At 73.3% G+C, this 15620-nt stretch carries 20 protein-coding genes; 4 read left to right on the top strand and 16 right to left on the bottom strand.

Annotated elements, in window-relative coordinates; translation table 11 throughout:
• Positions 1–122: 122 nt before the first annotated feature.
• The 5 genes from OG861_RS23045 to hisI form a co-directional block, all read right to left on the bottom strand.
• Positions 123–602, bottom strand: coding sequence for a DUF2752 domain-containing protein (locus tag OG861_RS23045; RefSeq protein ID WP_443056483.1), 480 nt, complete (start codon positions 600–602; stop codon positions 123–125).
• 87 nt (positions 603–689) lie between these two features.
• Complete coding sequence (locus OG861_RS23040) at positions 690–941, bottom strand: HGxxPAAW family protein (RefSeq protein ID WP_329194476.1); 252 nt, start codon at positions 939–941, stop codon at positions 690–692.
• A gap of 97 nt (positions 942–1038) precedes the next feature.
• Positions 1039–1695: a TIGR02234 family membrane protein gene (locus tag OG861_RS23035; protein WP_329194478.1), complete on the bottom strand. Its 657-nt coding sequence runs from the start codon at positions 1693–1695 to the stop codon at positions 1039–1041.
• Positions 1696–1709: 14 nt separating this feature from the next.
• The gene (locus OG861_RS23030) at positions 1710–3200 is read right to left on the bottom strand and encodes an anthranilate synthase component I (RefSeq protein WP_329194480.1); all 1491 of its coding nucleotides are present in this window, start codon (positions 3198–3200) and stop codon (positions 1710–1712) included.
• 19 nt (positions 3201–3219) lie between these two features.
• Positions 3220–3576, bottom strand: a complete 357-nt coding sequence (gene hisI / locus OG861_RS23025) for a phosphoribosyl-AMP cyclohydrolase (RefSeq protein ID WP_329194483.1) — start codon at positions 3574–3576, stop codon at positions 3220–3222.
• 92 nt (positions 3577–3668) lie between these two features.
• On the opposite strand from hisI, the gene OG861_RS23020 reads away from it, so the two are divergent.
• Positions 3669–4301, top strand: a complete 633-nt coding sequence (locus tag OG861_RS23020) for a TIGR03085 family metal-binding protein (RefSeq protein WP_329194485.1) — start codon at positions 3669–3671, stop codon at positions 4299–4301.
• A gap of 75 nt (positions 4302–4376) precedes the next feature.
• On the opposite strand, the gene hisF is transcribed toward OG861_RS23020, so the two are convergent.
• The 8 genes from hisF to hisD are packed head-to-tail and all read right to left on the bottom strand — an operon-like array spanning position 4377 to position 10078.
• Positions 4377–5132: an imidazole glycerol phosphate synthase subunit HisF gene (gene hisF / locus OG861_RS23015; RefSeq protein WP_329194487.1), complete on the bottom strand. Its 756-nt coding sequence runs from the start codon at positions 5130–5132 to the stop codon at positions 4377–4379.
• Positions 5129–5515, bottom strand: a complete 387-nt coding sequence (locus OG861_RS23010) for a RidA family protein (RefSeq protein WP_329194489.1) — start codon at positions 5513–5515, stop codon at positions 5129–5131. Before OG861_RS23010 ends, hisF begins: the two co-directional genes overlap by 4 nt.
• Positions 5512–6243, bottom strand: a complete 732-nt coding sequence (priA, locus tag OG861_RS23005; RefSeq protein ID WP_329194491.1) for a bifunctional 1-(5-phosphoribosyl)-5-((5-phosphoribosylamino)methylideneamino)imidazole-4-carboxamide isomerase/phosphoribosylanthranilate isomerase PriA — start codon at positions 6241–6243, stop codon at positions 5512–5514. The genes OG861_RS23010 and priA overlap by 4 nt, the downstream gene beginning before the upstream one ends.
• Positions 6243–6893, bottom strand: a complete 651-nt coding sequence (hisH, locus tag OG861_RS23000; RefSeq protein ID WP_329194493.1) for an imidazole glycerol phosphate synthase subunit HisH — start codon at positions 6891–6893, stop codon at positions 6243–6245. Before hisH ends, priA begins: the two co-directional genes overlap by 1 nt.
• A complete protein-coding gene (locus OG861_RS22995; protein WP_329194494.1) occupies positions 6890–7057 on the bottom strand; it encodes a hypothetical protein in 168 nt (55 codons plus the stop codon). Before OG861_RS22995 ends, hisH begins: the two co-directional genes overlap by 4 nt.
• A 2-nt stretch (positions 7058–7059) precedes the next feature.
• Positions 7060–7653, bottom strand: a complete 594-nt coding sequence (gene hisB, locus OG861_RS22990; protein ID WP_136230470.1) for an imidazoleglycerol-phosphate dehydratase HisB — start codon at positions 7651–7653, stop codon at positions 7060–7062.
• Entirely contained in the window at positions 7650–8759 is a 1110-nt protein-coding gene (locus OG861_RS22985; protein ID WP_329194496.1) for a histidinol-phosphate transaminase, read from the bottom strand. Before OG861_RS22985 ends, hisB begins: the two co-directional genes overlap by 4 nt.
• Positions 8756–10078: a histidinol dehydrogenase gene (gene hisD, locus OG861_RS22980; protein ID WP_329194498.1), complete on the bottom strand. Its 1323-nt coding sequence runs from the start codon at positions 10076–10078 to the stop codon at positions 8756–8758. The genes OG861_RS22985 and hisD overlap by 4 nt, the downstream gene beginning before the upstream one ends.
• 135 nt (positions 10079–10213) lie before the next feature.
• On the opposite strand from hisD, the gene OG861_RS22975 reads away from it, so the two are divergent.
• From OG861_RS22975 to ybaK, 3 genes are read left to right on the top strand one after another with little or no spacing between them, the layout of a single operon-like run.
• A complete protein-coding gene (locus OG861_RS22975; protein ID WP_329194500.1) occupies positions 10214–11812 on the top strand; it encodes an oxidoreductase in 1599 nt (532 codons plus the stop codon).
• A gap of 34 nt (positions 11813–11846) precedes the next feature.
• Positions 11847–12587, top strand: a complete 741-nt coding sequence (locus tag OG861_RS22970) for an LON peptidase substrate-binding domain-containing protein (protein WP_329194502.1) — start codon at positions 11847–11849, stop codon at positions 12585–12587.
• The gene (ybaK, locus tag OG861_RS22965; protein ID WP_329194504.1) at positions 12587–13084 is read left to right on the top strand and encodes a Cys-tRNA(Pro) deacylase; all 498 of its coding nucleotides are present in this window, start codon (positions 12587–12589) and stop codon (positions 13082–13084) included. Before OG861_RS22970 ends, ybaK begins: the two co-directional genes overlap by 1 nt.
• A 47-nt stretch (positions 13085–13131) precedes the next feature.
• On the opposite strand, the gene OG861_RS22960 is transcribed toward ybaK, so the two are convergent.
• Genes OG861_RS22960 through OG861_RS22950 form a run of 3 tightly spaced genes read right to left on the bottom strand, consistent with a single transcriptional unit; the run spans position 13132 to position 15618 of the window.
• Positions 13132–13755: a hypothetical protein gene (locus OG861_RS22960; RefSeq protein ID WP_329194506.1), complete on the bottom strand. Its 624-nt coding sequence runs from the start codon at positions 13753–13755 to the stop codon at positions 13132–13134.
• Between the two features lie 34 nt (positions 13756–13789).
• On the bottom strand, positions 13790–14566 hold the full coding sequence (locus OG861_RS22955) for an ABC transporter permease (protein WP_329194508.1): 777 nt from the start codon (positions 14564–14566) through the stop codon (positions 13790–13792).
• Positions 14563–15618, bottom strand: coding sequence for an ABC transporter ATP-binding protein (locus OG861_RS22950; RefSeq protein ID WP_443056485.1), 1056 nt, complete (start codon positions 15616–15618; stop codon positions 14563–14565). The genes OG861_RS22955 and OG861_RS22950 overlap by 4 nt, the downstream gene beginning before the upstream one ends.
• Positions 15619–15620: the final 2 nt, after the last annotated feature.

Genomic DNA, 15620 nt, shown 5'->3' with positions numbered 1-15620 from the left:
ACTCAAATGGTATCCGCAGGTCGCCACGGCCTCCGCACGGAGCGTACGGGTGTCCCATGGACTGGACAGTCGGAATATGCGCTTCCTGCGGAATACCGGCTTCCCCCCGCGCCCCACCCGTCTCAGGGGGCCAGGGACGAGCCGAAGGGCAGGTTGCGGACGACGGCGAAGGCCAGCACGACCGCTCCCACGCCCCACCAGTACGCCGGCTTGAGGGCGATCCTCGGCGGCGGCCCGCCGCGCGCGGCCCGGACGAGCCACAGGCCCAGGAACGCGGCGAAGAGGAAGTAGCCGAGGACGGCGACGGCGTTGTCGCCGAGCGCGGTCACCAGATCGCCGTGGGCGAAGGCGTGCGCGCTGCGCAGCCCGCCGCAGCCCGGGCACAGGATCCCGGTCAGCCGCAGCAGCGGGCAGACGGGGTAGTGGCCCGGCTGGTTCGGGTCGACGGCGCCCACGTACGTGAACGCGGCGACCGTCCCGGCCAGCGTGAGCACGGGAGCGGCGAGCCTGCGGGCCCGGGAGACCGGGGGCGGCGCGCTGGGCCGTACGTGCGCGGGACCGGGGGTGTGAAAGGCGTCCACGCGGTGATTGTCTCCGCTCATGACGAAAAGGCGCAGCCCGACGGGGCCGCGCCTTTCGGAGCCGCGCCGCTCGGCCGTGCCGGACGGACCGATGGCGCGACGGCCGGCTCAGACCTTCGCGGCCAGCTTGTTGGCGGCGATGACCTGTGCGAGGTCCTCGTGCGCGGGCTTCGGGGCGCCCATGCCCGCGGCCTTCATCGCCATGCCGACGACACCGCCGAGCGCGACGACGACCAGGCCGGCCCAGAAGCCGAGCGGGTTGGCCAGCACCATGAAGGCGCCGGAGATGCAGAAACCGATGAAGGCGATGATGACACCGGTCCAGGCGGCCGGGGTGTGTCCGTGATGCGTGCCCGCCATGAGTTGCTCCTCGTTGCTCTGTCGCGCAGTGCTGTACCGAACGCGGTCTGTGTCGAACGCTCGATGACCATTGTCCCGCACCGGGCGCCGCGTGCTGTCAGTGGGTCGGGTCCTCGCCCCGGTCCAGAGCCTTCCACAGATCCTCGGGCCGCTCCGGGTCCACCACCGCGGCCTTGCGCGGCCGGGGGCTGCCGTCGCGTTCGTAGCGTCCGCCCATCGCGGGCCAGGTCCTGCCGAAGCGCAGGGCCAGCAGTCCGGCCAGCAGGATGAGGACCGCTCCGCCGGCGGTGACGTAGGGCCAGGGGGTGTGGGAGAGCTCCGCCACCCGCGCGGCGGTGTCCGCGGTCGTGGTGGCGGCCTTCTCGTCCAGCGCCCGGCGGTCGTCGGCGGCGGTGACCGCGGCCAGCGCCGCGCCCAGACCGCTCAGCGCCAGCAGCGCGGACACCAGCAGCCGGCTCTTGCCGCGTACGGCGAACACCGCGACCAGGGCGGCGAGCGCGACGATGGCCAGCGCGGCCGGCAGCCCGGTGACGGCCTGCCCGTCCGCGCTCAGCGGGAGGGAACCCCCCGCGACGACGGCGCTGCCCCGGGCCCAGACCCGGCCGGAGGCGAGCAGGACGACGGTGGCGCCGAGCGCGCCGAGCAGCAGGGCGACGGCCACGCTGCGGCGGGCGCCGCGGCTGTCGGGAGCCTCGGGCTCGGACACGGGCGCGGCATCGGATCGGGGCGGGGGTACGGCACTCACGTACCCCACTATCCCCTACCGGCTCAAGAGCCGTGGAGGCGGTTGGCCGCTCCCACCGCGCGGAGCACCGCGGCGGCCTTGTTGCGGCACTCGTTGTCCTCCAGCTCGGGCACCGAATCCGCGACGACGCCCGCGCCGGCCTGCACGTACGCGGTGCCGTCGCGCAGCAGCGCGGTACGGATGGCGATGGCCGTGTCGGAGTCCCCGGCGAAGTCGAGGTAGCCGACGCACCCGCCGTACAGGCCCCGGCGGGAGGGCTCCAGCTCCTCGATGATCTGCATGGCGCGGGGCTTGGGCGCGCCGGAGAGGGTGCCGGCCGGGAAGCAGGCGGTGAGCACGTCGAAGGCGGTCTTGCCCTCGGAGACGCGGCCGGTGACGGTCGAGACGATGTGCATGACGTGCGAGTAGCGCTCGATGCTCATGAAGTCGACGACCTCGACGGAGCCCGGCTCGCACACCCGGCCCAGGTCGTTGCGGCCGAGGTCGACGAGCATCAGGTGCTCGGCGCGCTCCTTCGGGTCGGCCAGCAGCTCGTCGGCGAGCTCGTTGTCCTCCTGCGGGGTGGCGCCGCGGTGCCGGGTACCGGCGATCGGGTGCACCATGGCCCGGCCGTCCTCGACCTTGACCAGCGCCTCGGGGCTGGACCCGACGATGTCGAAGCCGTTCTCGAAGCGGAAGAGGTACATGTACGGGGACGGGTTGGTGGCCCGCAGGACCCGGTAGACGTCCAGCGCGGACGCCTTGCACGGGGTCTCGAACCGCTGCGACGGCACGACCTGGAAGGCCTCCCCGGCCCGGATCCGCTCCTTCACGTCCTCGACGGCGGCCTGGTACTTCTCGCCGCCCCACAGGGCGGAGAACTCGGGCAGCTCGGAGGCGGGCAGCGGGGTCGGCACGTAGGGGGCGGGCCGCGCGAGGTCGGCCTCCATCGCGTCGAGCCGGGCGACGGCGTCCGCGTACGCCTCGTCCACGCCGGTGTCGAGGTCGTTGTGGTTGATGGCGTTGGCGATGAGCTGGACCGTGCCGTCCCAGTGGTCCATGACCGCCAGGTCGGAGGTGAGCAGCATGGTCAGTTCGGGCAGCCGCAGGTCGTCCGAGGCGTGTTCGCCGATGCGCTCCAGGCGGCGCACGATGTCGTAGCCGAGGTAGCCGACCATGCCCCCGGTGAAGGGGGGCGTCCCCGGTGCGTTGTCCCGGGGGGTGTGGAGGGCCTCGACGGTGGCGCGCAGCGCGTCGAGGGGGTCCCCGGTGGTGGGGACGCCGACGGGGGCGGCGCCGATCCAGTGCGCCTGGCCTTCGCGGACGGTCAAGGTGGCGTCGGAGCGCACGCCGATGAAGGAGTACCGGGACCAGGACCGGCCGTTCTCCGCCGACTCCAGCAGGAAGGTGCCGGGGCGTTCGGCGGCGAGCTTGCGGTAGAGGCCGACCGGGGTGTCCCCGTCGGCGAGCAGCTTGCGGCTGACGGGGATCACGCGGCGGTCGGCCGCGAGCTTGCGGAACGTCTCAAGATCCATGGCGTGGGACCCTACCTAGCTATTCGGCGGCCAGCGGGAGGACATCGGCGTCGAAACAGGTCCGGGCACCCGTGTGACAGGCGGCCCCGACCTGGTCGACCTTCACGAGCACGGTGTCGGCGTCGCAGTCGAGGGCGACGGACTTCACGTGCTGGAAGTGGCCGGAAGTATCCCCCTTGACCCAGTACTCCTGACGGCTGCGCGACCAGTAGGTACAGCGTCCGGTGGTCAGGGTCCGGTGCAGGGCCTCGTCGTCCATCCAGCCGAGCATGAGCACCTCACCGGTGTCGTACTGCTGGGCGATGGCCGGTACCAGACCGTCCGCGGAGCGCCTCAGGCGGGCGGCGATGGCGGGATCGAGGGAGGTCGTACTCATGGGGCCATTGTGCCGGGCGCGGGTCACGATCACCGACGACTGTCCGCCTGATGAGCAGGCACGGGGCGGGTTCCGGCCGTAGGCTGGCCACCATGTCTACCCATGCGAAGCGTGAACGACTGCTGCTGGCCGATCTGTTGGAGGCGGCGGGACCGGAGGCGCCGACGCTGTGCGACGGCTGGAGCGCACGGGAACTGGCGGCGCACGTGGTCGTGCGGGAGCGCCGCCCGGACGCGGCCGGCGGCCTGCTGCTGAACGTGCTCAAGGCCCGCCTGGACAAGGCGATGGCCGAGTACGCCGCCAAGCCCTACGAGGAACTGATCCGGCTGATCCGTACCGGGCCGCCGAAGCTGTCCCTGTACTCGGTCAAGCAGATCGACGAGGCGGCGAACGCGGTGGAGTTCTACGTCCACGCCGAGGACGTCCGGCGCGCCCAGCCCGACTGGTCGCCGCGGCAGCTGGACCCGGTGTTCTCGGACGCGCTCTGGTCCCGCCTGGAGAAGCTGGCCCGCCTGACGGGCCGCCGTTCGCCGGTCGGCCTGGTGCTGCGCCGCCCGGACGGCCGCACGGCCGTCGCCCACAAGGGGACCCCGGTGGTAACGGTCACCGGCGAGCCGGGCGAGCTGACGCTGTTCTGCTTCGGCCGCCAGGACGCGGCCGCGGTGGAACTGGACGGCCCGAAGGAGGCCATCGCCCGTCTGACGACGGCCAAGCTCGGAATCTGACGTCCTGAGCGTCCGGAGCGGGAAACCGGGACGGGGCGGGGTGGGCCGGAGCGCCCTCCCCGCCCGGACCGGGCGTCAGCGGACCGGGTGGCCGGCCTCGCGGAGGGTGTTCTTGACCTCGCCGATGCGCAGGTCGCCGAAGTGGAACACCGAGGCGGCGAGGACCGCGTCGGCGCCCGCTTCGATGGCCGGCGGGAAGTGCTCCAGCTTGCCGGCGCCGCCCGAGGCGATCACCGGGACGCGGACGTGCTCGCGGACCGCGGCGATCATCTCGGTGTCGTAGCCGTCCTTCGTGCCGTCGGCGTCCATCGAGTTCAGCAGGATCTCCCCGGCGCCCAGCTCGGCGGCCCGGTGCGCCCACTCGACGGCGTCGATGCCGGCGCTCTTGCGGCCGCCGTGCGTGGTGACCTCGAAGGCACCGGACGCGGTGCGCCGCGCGTCCACGGAGAGCACCAGGACCTGCCGGCCGAACCGCTCCGCGATCTCCCGGATCAGCTCGGGCCGCTCGATGGCGGCCGTGTTCACGCCCACCTTGTCTGCGCCCGCGCGCAGCAGCCTGTCCACGTCGTCGGCGGTGCGTACGCCGCCGCCCACGGTCAGCGGGATGAAGACCTGTTCCGCCGTCCTGCGCACCACGTCATAGGTCGTCTCGCGGTTGCCGGAGGACGCGGTGATGTCGAGGAAGGTCAGCTCGTCCGCGCCCTCGGCGTCGTAGAGCTTGGCCATCTCCACCGGGTCGCCGGCGTCCCGCAGGTTCTGGAAGTTGACGCCCTTCACGACCCGGCCGTTGTCCACGTCCAGGCAGGGGATCACCCGTACGGCCAGGGTCATGCGGCACCTCCGTACGCTTCGACCTCGACCTCGACGACCATGGACGGGTCGACGAAGCCGGAAACGATGATCATGGACGCGGCGGGGCGCACCGCGTCGAACAGCTCCTTGTGGGCGCGGCCCACGTCGTCCACGTCCCGGGCGTGCGTGAGGTACATCCGGGTGCGCACCACGTGCTCGGGGCCGAGACCGGCCTGCTCCAACGCCTTGAACGCGACGCCGAAGGCGGTGATCGCCTGCTCGTAGGGGCCGCCGCCGTCGGCCGCGGTGCAGCCGGAGACCAGGACCAGGCCGTTGGGCAGTGCGACGGCCCGGCTGTAGCCGATGACGTCCTCGTAGGGGCCGCCGGAGGAGATCCGGCGCACGGCGTCGGAGGCGCTCATGCGGACACCACCCGAAGGGCCTCTTCCAGGGTGAAGGCCTTCGCGTACAGGGCCTTGCCGACGATGGCGCCCTCGACGCCCAGCGGCACCAGCTCGGACAGCGCCCGCAGGTCGTCCAGCGAGGAGATGCCGCCGGAGGCGACGACGGGCCGGTCCGTGGCGGCGCAGACGCCCCGCAGCAGCTCCAGGTTGGGGCCGGTCAGCGTGCCGTCCTTGCCGATGTCGGTGACGACGTACCGGGCGCAGCCCTCGGAGTCCAGGCGGGCCAGGGTCTCGTACAGGTCCCCGCCCTCGCTGGTCCAGCCGCGGCCCTTGAGGGTGGTGCCGCGCACGTCGAGCCCGACGGCGATCTTGTCGCCGTGCTCGGCGATCGCCTTGGCGGCCCACTCGGGGGTCTCCAGGGCGGCGGTGCCGAGGTTGACGCGGGTGCAGCCGGTGGCGAGGGCGGCGGCGAGCGAGGCGTCGTCGCGGATGCCGCCGGACAGCTCGACCTTGATGTCCATGGCGCCGGTGATCTCGGCGACCAGGGCGCGGTTGTCGCCGGTGCCGAAGGCGGCGTCCAGGTCCACCAGGTGCAGCCATTCGGCGCCGGCGCGCTGCCAGGCGAGGGCCGCCTCCAGCGGGGAGCCGTACGAGGTCTCGCTGCCGGACACGCCGTGCACGAGGCGTACGGCCTGGCCGTCGCGGACGTCGACCGCGGGGAGCAGCTCAAGCGTGGGTGCGGGCATCACAGGGTCTCGATCCAGTTGGTGAGGAGCTGGGCGCCGGCGTCGCCGGACTTCTCGGGGTGGAACTGGGTGGCCCACAGGGCCCCGTTCTCCACCGCCGCGACGAAACGCTCGCCGTGGGTGGCCCAGGTGACCTTGGGGGCGCGGATCAGCGGGTTGGTGACCTCCAGGCTCCAGTCGTGCGCCGCGTAGGAGTGCACGAAGTAGAACCGGGCGTCGGCGTCGAGGCCGGCGAAGGCCTGGCTGTCCTCGGGGGCGTCGACGGTGTTCCAGCCCATGTGGGGCACGATCGGGGCCTTGAGCGGGCCGACCGTGCCGGGCCACTCGTCCAGGCCCTCGGTCTCCACGCCGTGCTCGATGCCGCGTTCGAAGAGGATCTGCATGCCTACGCAGATGCCCATGACGGGCCTGCCGCCGGACAGCCGGCGCCCGATGATCCAGTCGCCGCGGACGTCCTTGAGTCCCTGCATGCAGGCGGAGAAGGCCCCGACGCCGGGGACGAGCAGCCCGTCCGCGTCCATGGCCTTGTCGTAGTCGCGGGTGATCTCGACGTCCGCACCGACCCGCGCGAGCGCCCGCTCGGCGGACCGGACGTTGCCGAAGCCGTAGTCGAAGACCACGACGGTCTTGGTGGGGCGTACTGCGCTCATGCCCAGATTCCTTGGATTCGCAGGACTCCGGCGGCGAGGCACATCGCGGAGCCGATGGCGAGCAGGATGACGACCGACAGGGGCATCTTCTGCTTCTGGAAGGAGTACACGCCCCCGGCCAGGAACAGGCCGAAGACGATCAGGATGGTGTTGAGGCCGTTCACGGCTAGAGGGCGCCCTTCGTGGAGGGCAGGATGCCGGCCGCGCGGGGGTCGAACTCGGCGGCGTAGCGCAGGGCCCGGGCGAGGGCCTTGAACTGGCACTCCACGATGTGGTGGGCGTTGCGGCCGTACGGGACGTGGATGTGCAGGGCGATCTGGGCCTGCGCGACGAAGGACTCGAAGATGTGCCGGGTCATCGTGGTGTCGTACGAGCCGATCATCGGCGCCATGTTCTCGGGCTCGGTGTGCACGAGGTAGGGGCGGCCCGACAGGTCGACGGTCACCTGGGCGAGGGACTCGTCCAGCGGGACGGTGCAGTTGCCGAAGCGGTAGATGCCGACCTTGTCGCCGAGGGCCTGCTTGAAGGCGGCGCCGAGGGCGAGGGCGGTGTCCTCGATGGTGTGGTGGCTGTCGATGTGCAGGTCGCCGTCGGTCTTGACCGTGAGGTCGAAGAGGCCGTGGCGGCCGAGCTGGTCGAGCATGTGGTCGTAGAAGCCCACGCCCGTCGAGACGTCGACCTTGCCGGTTCCGTCGAGGTTTATCTCGACGACGACCGAGGTCTCCTTGGTGGTCCGTTCGACCCGTCCGATGCGGCTCATGCGTGCTGCTCCTTCTTCAGTGCGCGAACCGCTTCCAGGAACGCGTCGTTCTCTGCCGGGGTGCCCGCGGTGACCCGCAGCCATCCGGGTACGCCGTTGTCCCGGACCAGGACACCCTGGTCGAGGATCTTCTGCCAGGCGGTGTGGGAGTCCTCGAACCTGCCGAACTGGATGAAGTTCGCGTCGGACTCGGTGACCTCGTAGCCGGTGGCCCGCAGCTCGGCGACCAGGCGGTCCCGTTCGGCCTTGAGCTGTTCGACGTAGCCGAGGAGCGTGTCGGTGTGTTCCAGGGCGGCCAGCGCGGTCGCCTGGGTGACGGCCGAGAGGTGGTACGGCAGCCGTACGAGCTGGACGGCGTCGACCACGGCCGGGTGCGCGGCGAGGTAGCCCAGGCGCAGGCCGGCGGCGCCGAAGGCCTTGGACATGGTCCGGGAGACCACCAGGTTCGGGCGGCCCTCGATCAGCGGCAGGAGCGAGTCCCGGTGGCTGAACTCCACGTACGCCTCGTCCACGATCACCAGGGACGGCTTGGCCGCCTGCGCGGCCTCGTAGAGGGCCAGGACCGTCTCCGCCTCGACCGCGGTGCCCGTGGGGTTGTTGGGCGAGGTGATGAAGACGACGTCGGGCGCGTGCTCGGCGATCGCCTGCTCGGCGGCCTCCACGTCCACGCGGAAGTCCTCCCGGCGCGGGCCGGAGATCCAGCCGGTGCCGGTGCCGCGCGCGATGAGCGCGTGCATGGAGTACGAGGGCTCGAAGCCGATCGCGGTCCGCCCGGGCCCGCCGAAGGTCTGCAGCAGCTGCTGGATGACCTCGTTGGAGCCGTTGGCGGCCCAGACGTTCTCCCGGGAGACCGGGTGCTTGCCGGTGCGGGTGAGGTACTTGGCGAGCTCCGTCCGCAGCTCGACCGCGTCCCGGTCGGGGTAGCGGTTGAGGGTGCGGGCGGCGTCGGCGACGCGTTCGGCGATGCGCCGCACGAGCGGTTCGGGCAGCTCGTACGGGTTCTCGTTGGTGTTCAGCTGGACGGGCACGTCGAGCTGCGGGGCGCCGTAGGGGGACTTGCCGCGCAGTTCGTCGCGGATGGGGAGGTCGTCGATGCCGAAGGTCACTGGTTCGGCACCTTCCAGCCGAAGCGCGCCTTCAAGGCCGCGCCGTGCGCCGGCAGGTCCTCGGCCTCGGCGAGGGTCACCACGTGGTGGGCGACCTCGGCGAGGGCGTCGCGCGTGTAGTCGACGATGTGGATGCCGCGCAGGAAGGACTGCACGGACAGGCCGGAGGAGTGGCAGGCGCAGCCGCCGGTGGGCAGGACGTGGTTGGACCCGGCGCAGTAGTCGCCGAGCGAGACCGGCGCCCAGGGGCCGACGAAGATCGCGCCGGCGTTGCGCACACGGGCGGCCCAGGCGGCCGCGTCGGCGGTCTGGATCTCCAGGTGTTCGGCGCCGTACGCGTCGACGACCCTGAGGCCGTCCTCCAGGCTGTCGACCAGCACGATCGCGGACTGCTTGCCCGCGAGGGCCGGCTTGATCCGGTCCTCGACGTGCTTGGTGGCCGCGACCTGCGGTTCCAGCTCCTTCTCGACGGCCGCCGCGAGCTCCTCGGAGTCGGTGACCAGGACGGCCGCGGCCAGTGGGTCGTGCTCGGCCTGGCTGATCAGGTCGGCGGCGACGTGCACGGGGTCGGCCGTGGAGTCCGCGAGGACGGCGATCTCGGTCGGGCCGGCCTCGGTGTCGATGCCGATCTTCCCGGTGAAGTAGCGCTTGGCGGCCGCGACCCAGATGTTGCCGGGGCCGGTCACCATGTTGGCGGGCGCGCACTCCTCGGTGCCGTACGCGAACATCGCGACGGCCTGGGCTCCGCCGGCCGCGTACACCTCGTCGACGCCGAGCAGGGCGCAGGCGGCGAGGATCGTCGGGTGCGGCAGGCCGCCGAACTCGGCCTGCGGCGGGGAGGCGAGCGCGATGGACCCGACCCCGGCCTCCTGGGCGGGGACGACGTTCATCACCACGGAGGACGGGTACACCGAGCGGCCGCCCGGCGCGTACAGGCCGACGCGCTCGACGGGAACCCACTTCTCGGTCACGGTGCCGCCGGGGACCACCTGGGTGGTGTGCTCGCTGCGGCGCTGGCCCCGGTGCACGATCCGGGCGCGCCGGATGGACTCCTCCAGGGCGGCGCGGACGGCCGGATCCAGCTGTTCCAGGGCGGCCGCGACGGCCTGCGCAGGGACCCGGACCCGGGTGAGCTCGACCCCGTCGAACTTGCGCGCGTACTCGATCAGCGCCGCCGTGCCACGATGGTGCACGTCCTCGCAGATGGGCCGCACCTTCTCCAGGGCGGCTTCCACGTCGAACTCGGCACGGGGCAGCAGATCGCGCAGGGCGCCACCCTCGGGGAGGGTGTCACCGCGCAGGTCGATACGAGAGATCACGTGCCAATTCTCTCAGACCGGCTCCCGCCACCGTTCGCCCGTATCACTGGCTGATACACGCCCCGGGCGTCCCCGGATGTCACAGCGGCCGCTTAGCGTTCCCCTACACGTATGTGACTGCGGAGGGGGGCCGCCATGGCGGAGGTACGCGCGGAGACGGAGCCGGTGGATCTCACCGACGCCGAGCACCGCATGTGGGAGGCGTACCGCACGGGTCGCACTTGTGATCTCAGTGCGCGTGTCGCGGCCCAGGACGACCCGCATTCGGACCGGCCCTGGGGACCGGAGCGCAGCGTCCGCGCCGAGGTGGTGGCGCTGCTGCTGCTCCACGGGCCGCCTCCGGTGCCGGGCCGGGTGGTGGCGCTGAAACTGCGCGGCGTCCGGATCCTGGGGCGGCTGGAGCTGTCCGGGGGCAGGGTCGAGCCGTACGTCGAGTTCCAGTCGTGCCGCTTCGACAGCGAGCTCCAGCTGGCCGAGACGCGGGCCTGCACCCTGCGCCTGGTGAACTGCGCGATCCCCCGGCTGGAGGCGGCCCGGCTGCACACCGAGGGGGACCTGCACCTGCTCGCGTCCCGGGTGGCCCGCGGGATCCGGCTGACGGACGCGCAGATCGGCACCGACCTGCTGATCAGCCGCGCGGTGGTGCGGCCCGACAACAAGGGCCGGGCGATCACCGCCGACGGGATGTCGGTCGCCCAGGACTTCCAGGGCGACATGCTGGAGACCTACGGGGAGATCAGCCTGCGCGGCGCGAAGGTCGGCGTGTCGATGAACCTGCGCGGCGCCCGGCTGCGCAACCCGGTCGGGCGGCGCGCGTTGAACGCGCCGCAGCTGACCGTCGAGCGGACCCTGTACCTGACGTCGATCGCCCTGTACTCCTCCCCGGGCGATTCGGGGACGCAGACGCCGCCGTACGGGGTCGGACAGACGCCCGCGCCCGGCCAGGCCTCGCAGGCGTTCGAGTGCGAGGGCGGGATGCGCCTGGACGACGGCCGCTTCGGTGACGCGATCGACTTCTACGGGGCGCGGTTCCTGCTGTCGCCCGAGCAGGAGGTGTCGCTGCGGCGGATCAGCACGCCGGAGCTGCGCTTCGTCGGCGCGCAGCCCGAGCAGGGCCGGGTCGTGCTGTCGGGGGCGAAGGTGGTCAAGCTGGTCGACCTGTCCACCAGCTGGCCGGGGCCGGGCCGGCTGGTGATGGAGGGGTTCTCGTACGAGATCCTCGCGCCCCGCGGGCACTTCCCGCTGCCGCGCCGGCTGGCCTGGGTGGAGGCGGCCACCGTGGAGTACTCGCCGGAGCCGTACGAGCGGCTGGCGGCGGTGCTGCGGGCCAGCGGGGAGGACGCCGACGCCCGGGAGGTGCTGCTGGCCAAGCAGCGGCGGCGGCGCGCGACCCTGCCGCCCGCGGCCAAGGCCTGGGGCTACCTCCAGGACTGGACGGTGGTCTACGGGTACCGGCCGGGGCGGGCGGCGCTGTGGATGGCGGTGCTGTGGGCGGCGGGCACGCTGCTGTTCCACCGGCACCCGCCGCCGCCGATCAAGGAGGACGAGCATCCGCAGTGGAGTGCCGCCCTGTACGCCCTGGATCTGCTGCTGCCGGTGATCGATCTGGGGCACGAGGGCCAGTGGAAGCCGGGCGGGGCCTGGCAGTGGTGCGCCTCGGCGCTCGTGGTGCTGGGGTGGATCCTGGCCACCACGGTGGCGGCGGGAGCCTCCCGGCTGCTGAGGCGGGGGTGACGGCTGCGGGCCCGGGGCCACTACCCTGTGCCTCGTGACCTCCGTTCGCCTGCCCCTCTTCCCGCTGAACTCGGTGCTGTTCCCCGGCCTCGTGCTGCCGCTGAACGTCTTCGAGGAGCGTTATCGCGCCATGATGCGCGAGTTGCAGAAGACGGGCGAGGACGAGCCGCGGCGTTTCGCGGTCGTCGCGATCCGGGACGGCTGGGAGGTCGCACCGACCGCGCCGGGTCTGCCCGACCAGACGACGCTGCCGGAGCGCGGCCCGGCGGCGGGCTTCGGCGCGGACCCGATCCAGGCCTTCCACCGGGTGGGCTGCATCGCGGACGCCGCGACGATCCGGGAGCGGGAGGACGGCAGCTTCGAAGTGCTGGCCACCGGCACCTCCCGGGTGCGGCTGCTGTCGGTCGACGCCTCGGGGCCGTACCTGGTCGCCGAGCTGGAGGAGCTGACGGAGGACGCGGGCGACGGCGCGGGAGCGCTGGCCGAGGGCGTGCTGCGGGCGTTCCGGAACTACCAGAAGCGGCTGGCGGGAGCGCGGGAGCGGTCCCTGTCCACGGCGCCCGAACTGCCCGACGAGCCGTCGGTGGTCTCGTACCTGGTCGCGGCGGCGGTCGTACTGGACATCCCGGCGCGGCAGCGGCTGCTCCAGGCCCCCGACACGGCGACGCGCCTGGCGGAGGAGCTGAAACTGCTGCGTACGGAGACGGCCGTGATCCGGCACCTGCCGTCGCTGCCGGCGGTCGACCTGACGCGCGCGCCGACGAGCCTGAACTGATGGGGAAGAAGAAGGCGGGGGCGACCGGGGCGGCGACCCCGGCGATCGCGGCCCTGACGGCGGCCGGCGCCGAATTCACCACGCACGCCTACGAGCACGACCCCGCGCACCCCTCGTACGGGCAGGAGGCGGCGCAGAAGATGGGCGTCTCCCCGGCGCAGGTGTTCAAGACGCTGGTCGCGGACGTGGACGGCGTGCTGACGGTGGCGGTGGTCCCGGTGTCGGGCTCGCTCGACCTCAAGGCGCTGGCCGGGGCAGTGGGCGCGAAGCGGGCGGCGATGGCCGACCCGGCGCTGGCGGAGCGGACGACGGGGTACGTGCTGGGGGGCATCTCGCCGCTGGGGCAGCGGCGGGCGCTGCGGACGGTCGTGGACGCGTCGGCGTCCGGGCACCGCACGATCTGCGTGTCGGCGGGACGCCGGGGCCTGGAGGTCGAACTGGCGCCGGCCACCTTGACGTCGCTGACGTCGGCCGTGGTCGCGCCGATCGCCCGGTAGCCCGCGCCGGGCGCCCCACACGCCGGCGGGGCCGGCGGCACCGCCGGTCAGGGCCGCGACGGGTCCGGGGCGTGGGTGTGGGGCGAAGGGACCGGGTACGGGGGCCAGGCGGGGTCCGGCCGGGTGAAGACGGCCGTCAGGACGAGGTGGGCGGCCAGGGCCGCCAACGGCCACGCCAGCAGCGCGCCGTGCGCCAGCAGTTGCAGCGGGGCGTCGAACGCGACGCCCTGGCCCGCCTTCGCGGCCGCCGCCGGGAGGTTCGCGGACGGGCCCAGCCGCAGGCCCAGCCGCCAGCCCACCAGCGCCGCGAACAGGGAGCCCACCCCCAGGCCGATCACCAGCGGCACCCCGCCCCGGCGCCGCCACAGGAAGACCGCGACCGCGCTCAGCAGCCCGAAGCCGACCGCGAGCAGCAGAAACGTCCCGTCGGCGCCGATCCGCGCCTCGCCCTCGGAGTTCCGCAGGAACACGGCCTGCCCGTTGGAGACGTACTGGACCTTCGGCGCGAGCCACGCCCACAGCACCCCGAGCAGCACTCCGGCCACCCCCACCACCAGGGTGACGGCGGCGCCGTCCCGGACATCGCCCGGCGTGGTCTTCCGGGGCGGCGGCGCGCCCTCTTCGAAGGGGGACGGGGGCGGGGACGGCTGCGGGGTCACGGCTTCGGTCACCCGCACATCGTGCCAGGTCCCCGGGCCGGCGGTGTCAGCGGACCGCTGCCCGCCGGTAGGCCCAGGTGGCGACGGCCAGGGACAGCACGCCCACCGCACCGCACACGCCCAGGTCGAAGAGGACCGCCGCCCAGTCGGGGTCGGGAGCGAAGGTCCGCGCGAAGGCCTCCACCCCGTACGTCGAGGGCAGCAGGTCCCGCGTCCACACGATCACGTCCGGCATCCGCTCCGGCGGCAGCACCCCCAGCAGCAGCGCCGCCGACATGCCGAGCTGCCCGGCCAGCGTCGCCAGCTCCTGCCGGGGCGCCAGCAGTCCGAGCGCCGCGCCCAGGCCCGCGAGCGCGGCCCCGGCCAGCGGCACCACCGCGCCCAGGATCCACAGCCCGCCCATCGGCAGCCCGAACAGCACGCACCCGAACCCCGCGGTCACCAGCGTTCCCGGCACCGTGAAGGAGGCGTAGGCGGCGGCCGCGCCCAGCACCACGGAGGCGGGCGGCACCGGCAGGGTGGCGTAGTGGTCGAGCCCCCCGCCGGCCCGCAGCTGGCCGAAGTACTGCGCGAGCAGGTTCAGCGCGACGAAGGCGACGACCAGTACGGACGATCCGGCGACCACCGCCCGCGCCTCGGAGCCGCCGTCCACCACGCCCCGCATCAGGATCATGATCCCGACGGACTGGAAGGTGGCCACGAACAGCAGCGGGATCCGCGCCACCCGCGCCCGGGACAGCTGCGCCCGGTACACCGCGGCGAGCGCGGGGAAGAACCGGGCCCGGGGCGCCAGCGCGCCCGCGCAAGTGACGGCGGCGGTCACGACTTCACCAGCCCCTTCGAGGCGCGGCCCCCCAGGGCCAGGTAGACGTCCTCCAGGCTCGGCGTGGCCAGGGTGAAGTCGTCGAGCGCGGCGAAGGCCGGCCCGCCGGTCACCGCGGCGACGGCGGCGCGCGCCCGGTCGGGCGTCAGCCGCAGCACCCAGCGCCGCCCGGAGACCACGGCCGCGGGGGCCAGTTCCGCGACCTCCGGCACCTCCAGCGGCGCGGCGGTGCGCCACACCAGCTCCAGCCGTACCTCGCCGGACACCGTCGCCTTGAGTCCGGCCGGGGTGTCGCAGGCGATGACCCGGCCGTGGTCGATGACGGCGACCCGGTCCAGTACGGTCTCGGCCTCGATGACGTTGTGGGTGACGAGCAGGACGGTGGCCCCGTGGCTCGCGCGGCGCCGGTCGACGGCGCTCCACACGGCGCGCCGGGCCACCGGGTCCATGCCGGTGGTGGGCTCGTCGAGGACCAGGACGGGCCGCTCGCCGATCAGCGCGGCGGCGAAGCAGGCCAGCCGCCGCTGGCCGCCGGAGAGCTTCTTGAGGGGCCGTCCGGCGAGCGCGGTCAGCCCGAGTTCCTCCAGTACGGCGTCCCGCGCGGTGCGCGCCGCCCGCGCGCCGAGTCCGCGCAGCCGGCCGGTGGTCTCGGCGGCCAGGGCGACGGTGAGCTCGTCCAGGGCGGTGGATTCCTGGCCGAGGTAGGCCAGGAGGCGGGAGGCCCGCTCGGGGTGGCGTACGAGGTCGTGGCCGAGCAGCGTCACGGTTCCGGCGTCGGGCCGCATCAGGCCGGTGAGCTGGCGGACGAGAGTGGACTTGCCGGCGCCGTTGGGGCCGAGCAGGCCGAACACCTCGCCGCGCCGGACGTCCAGGCTGATCTCGTCGTTGGCGCGGGTCTCGGGCAGGGCGGGGGCCCCGCGCCGGCCGCGCACCGCCGGGTAGGTCTTGACGAGGCCGCGTACCGCGCAGACGACGTCGCGGGCACCCGCCTCGGAGGTCACAGCCGCGGCCGGTGCCGTGTCCTGTTTCGCGCTTGCTGTGCCCGTGCTCACGA

The sequence above is a fragment of the Streptomyces sp. NBC_00539 genome (genome assembly GCF_036346105.1).
Taxonomy (GTDB): domain Bacteria; phylum Actinomycetota; class Actinomycetes; order Streptomycetales; family Streptomycetaceae; genus Streptomyces.
The sequence above is the reverse complement of the archived record's forward strand: the minus strand, read 5'-3'. Positions and strand labels throughout refer to the sequence as shown.

Bases quoted from the DNA above. Each gene is read 5' to 3' on its own strand.
- OG861_RS23045 (WP_443056483.1), bottom strand. From the start codon at position 602: ATGAGCGGAGACAATCACCGCGTGGACGCCTTTCACACCCCCGGTCCC.
- OG861_RS23040 (WP_329194476.1), bottom strand. From the start codon at position 941: ATGGCGGGCACGCATCACGGACACACCCCGGCCGCCTGGACCGGTGTC.
- OG861_RS23030 (WP_329194480.1), bottom strand. From the start codon at position 3,200: ATGGATCTTGAGACGTTCCGCAAGCTCGCGGCCGACCGCCGCGTGATC.
- hisI (WP_329194483.1), bottom strand. From the start codon at position 3,576: ATGAGTACGACCTCCCTCGATCCCGCCATCGCCGCCCGCCTGAGGCGC.
- OG861_RS23020 (WP_329194485.1), top strand. From the start codon at position 3,669: ATGTCTACCCATGCGAAGCGTGAACGACTGCTGCTGGCCGATCTGTTG.
- hisF (WP_329194487.1), bottom strand. From the start codon at position 5,132: ATGACCCTGGCCGTACGGGTGATCCCCTGCCTGGACGTGGACAACGGC.
- OG861_RS23010 (WP_329194489.1), bottom strand. From the start codon at position 5,515: ATGAGCGCCTCCGACGCCGTGCGCCGGATCTCCTCCGGCGGCCCCTAC.
- priA (WP_329194491.1), bottom strand. From the start codon at position 6,243: ATGCCCGCACCCACGCTTGAGCTGCTCCCCGCGGTCGACGTCCGCGAC.
- hisH (WP_329194493.1), bottom strand. From the start codon at position 6,893: ATGAGCGCAGTACGCCCCACCAAGACCGTCGTGGTCTTCGACTACGGC.
- hisB (WP_136230470.1), bottom strand. From the start codon at position 7,653: ATGAGCCGCATCGGACGGGTCGAACGGACCACCAAGGAGACCTCGGTC.
- OG861_RS22975 (WP_329194500.1), top strand. From the start codon at position 10,214: ATGGCGGAGGTACGCGCGGAGACGGAGCCGGTGGATCTCACCGACGCC.
- ybaK (WP_329194504.1), top strand. From the start codon at position 12,587: ATGGGGAAGAAGAAGGCGGGGGCGACCGGGGCGGCGACCCCGGCGATC.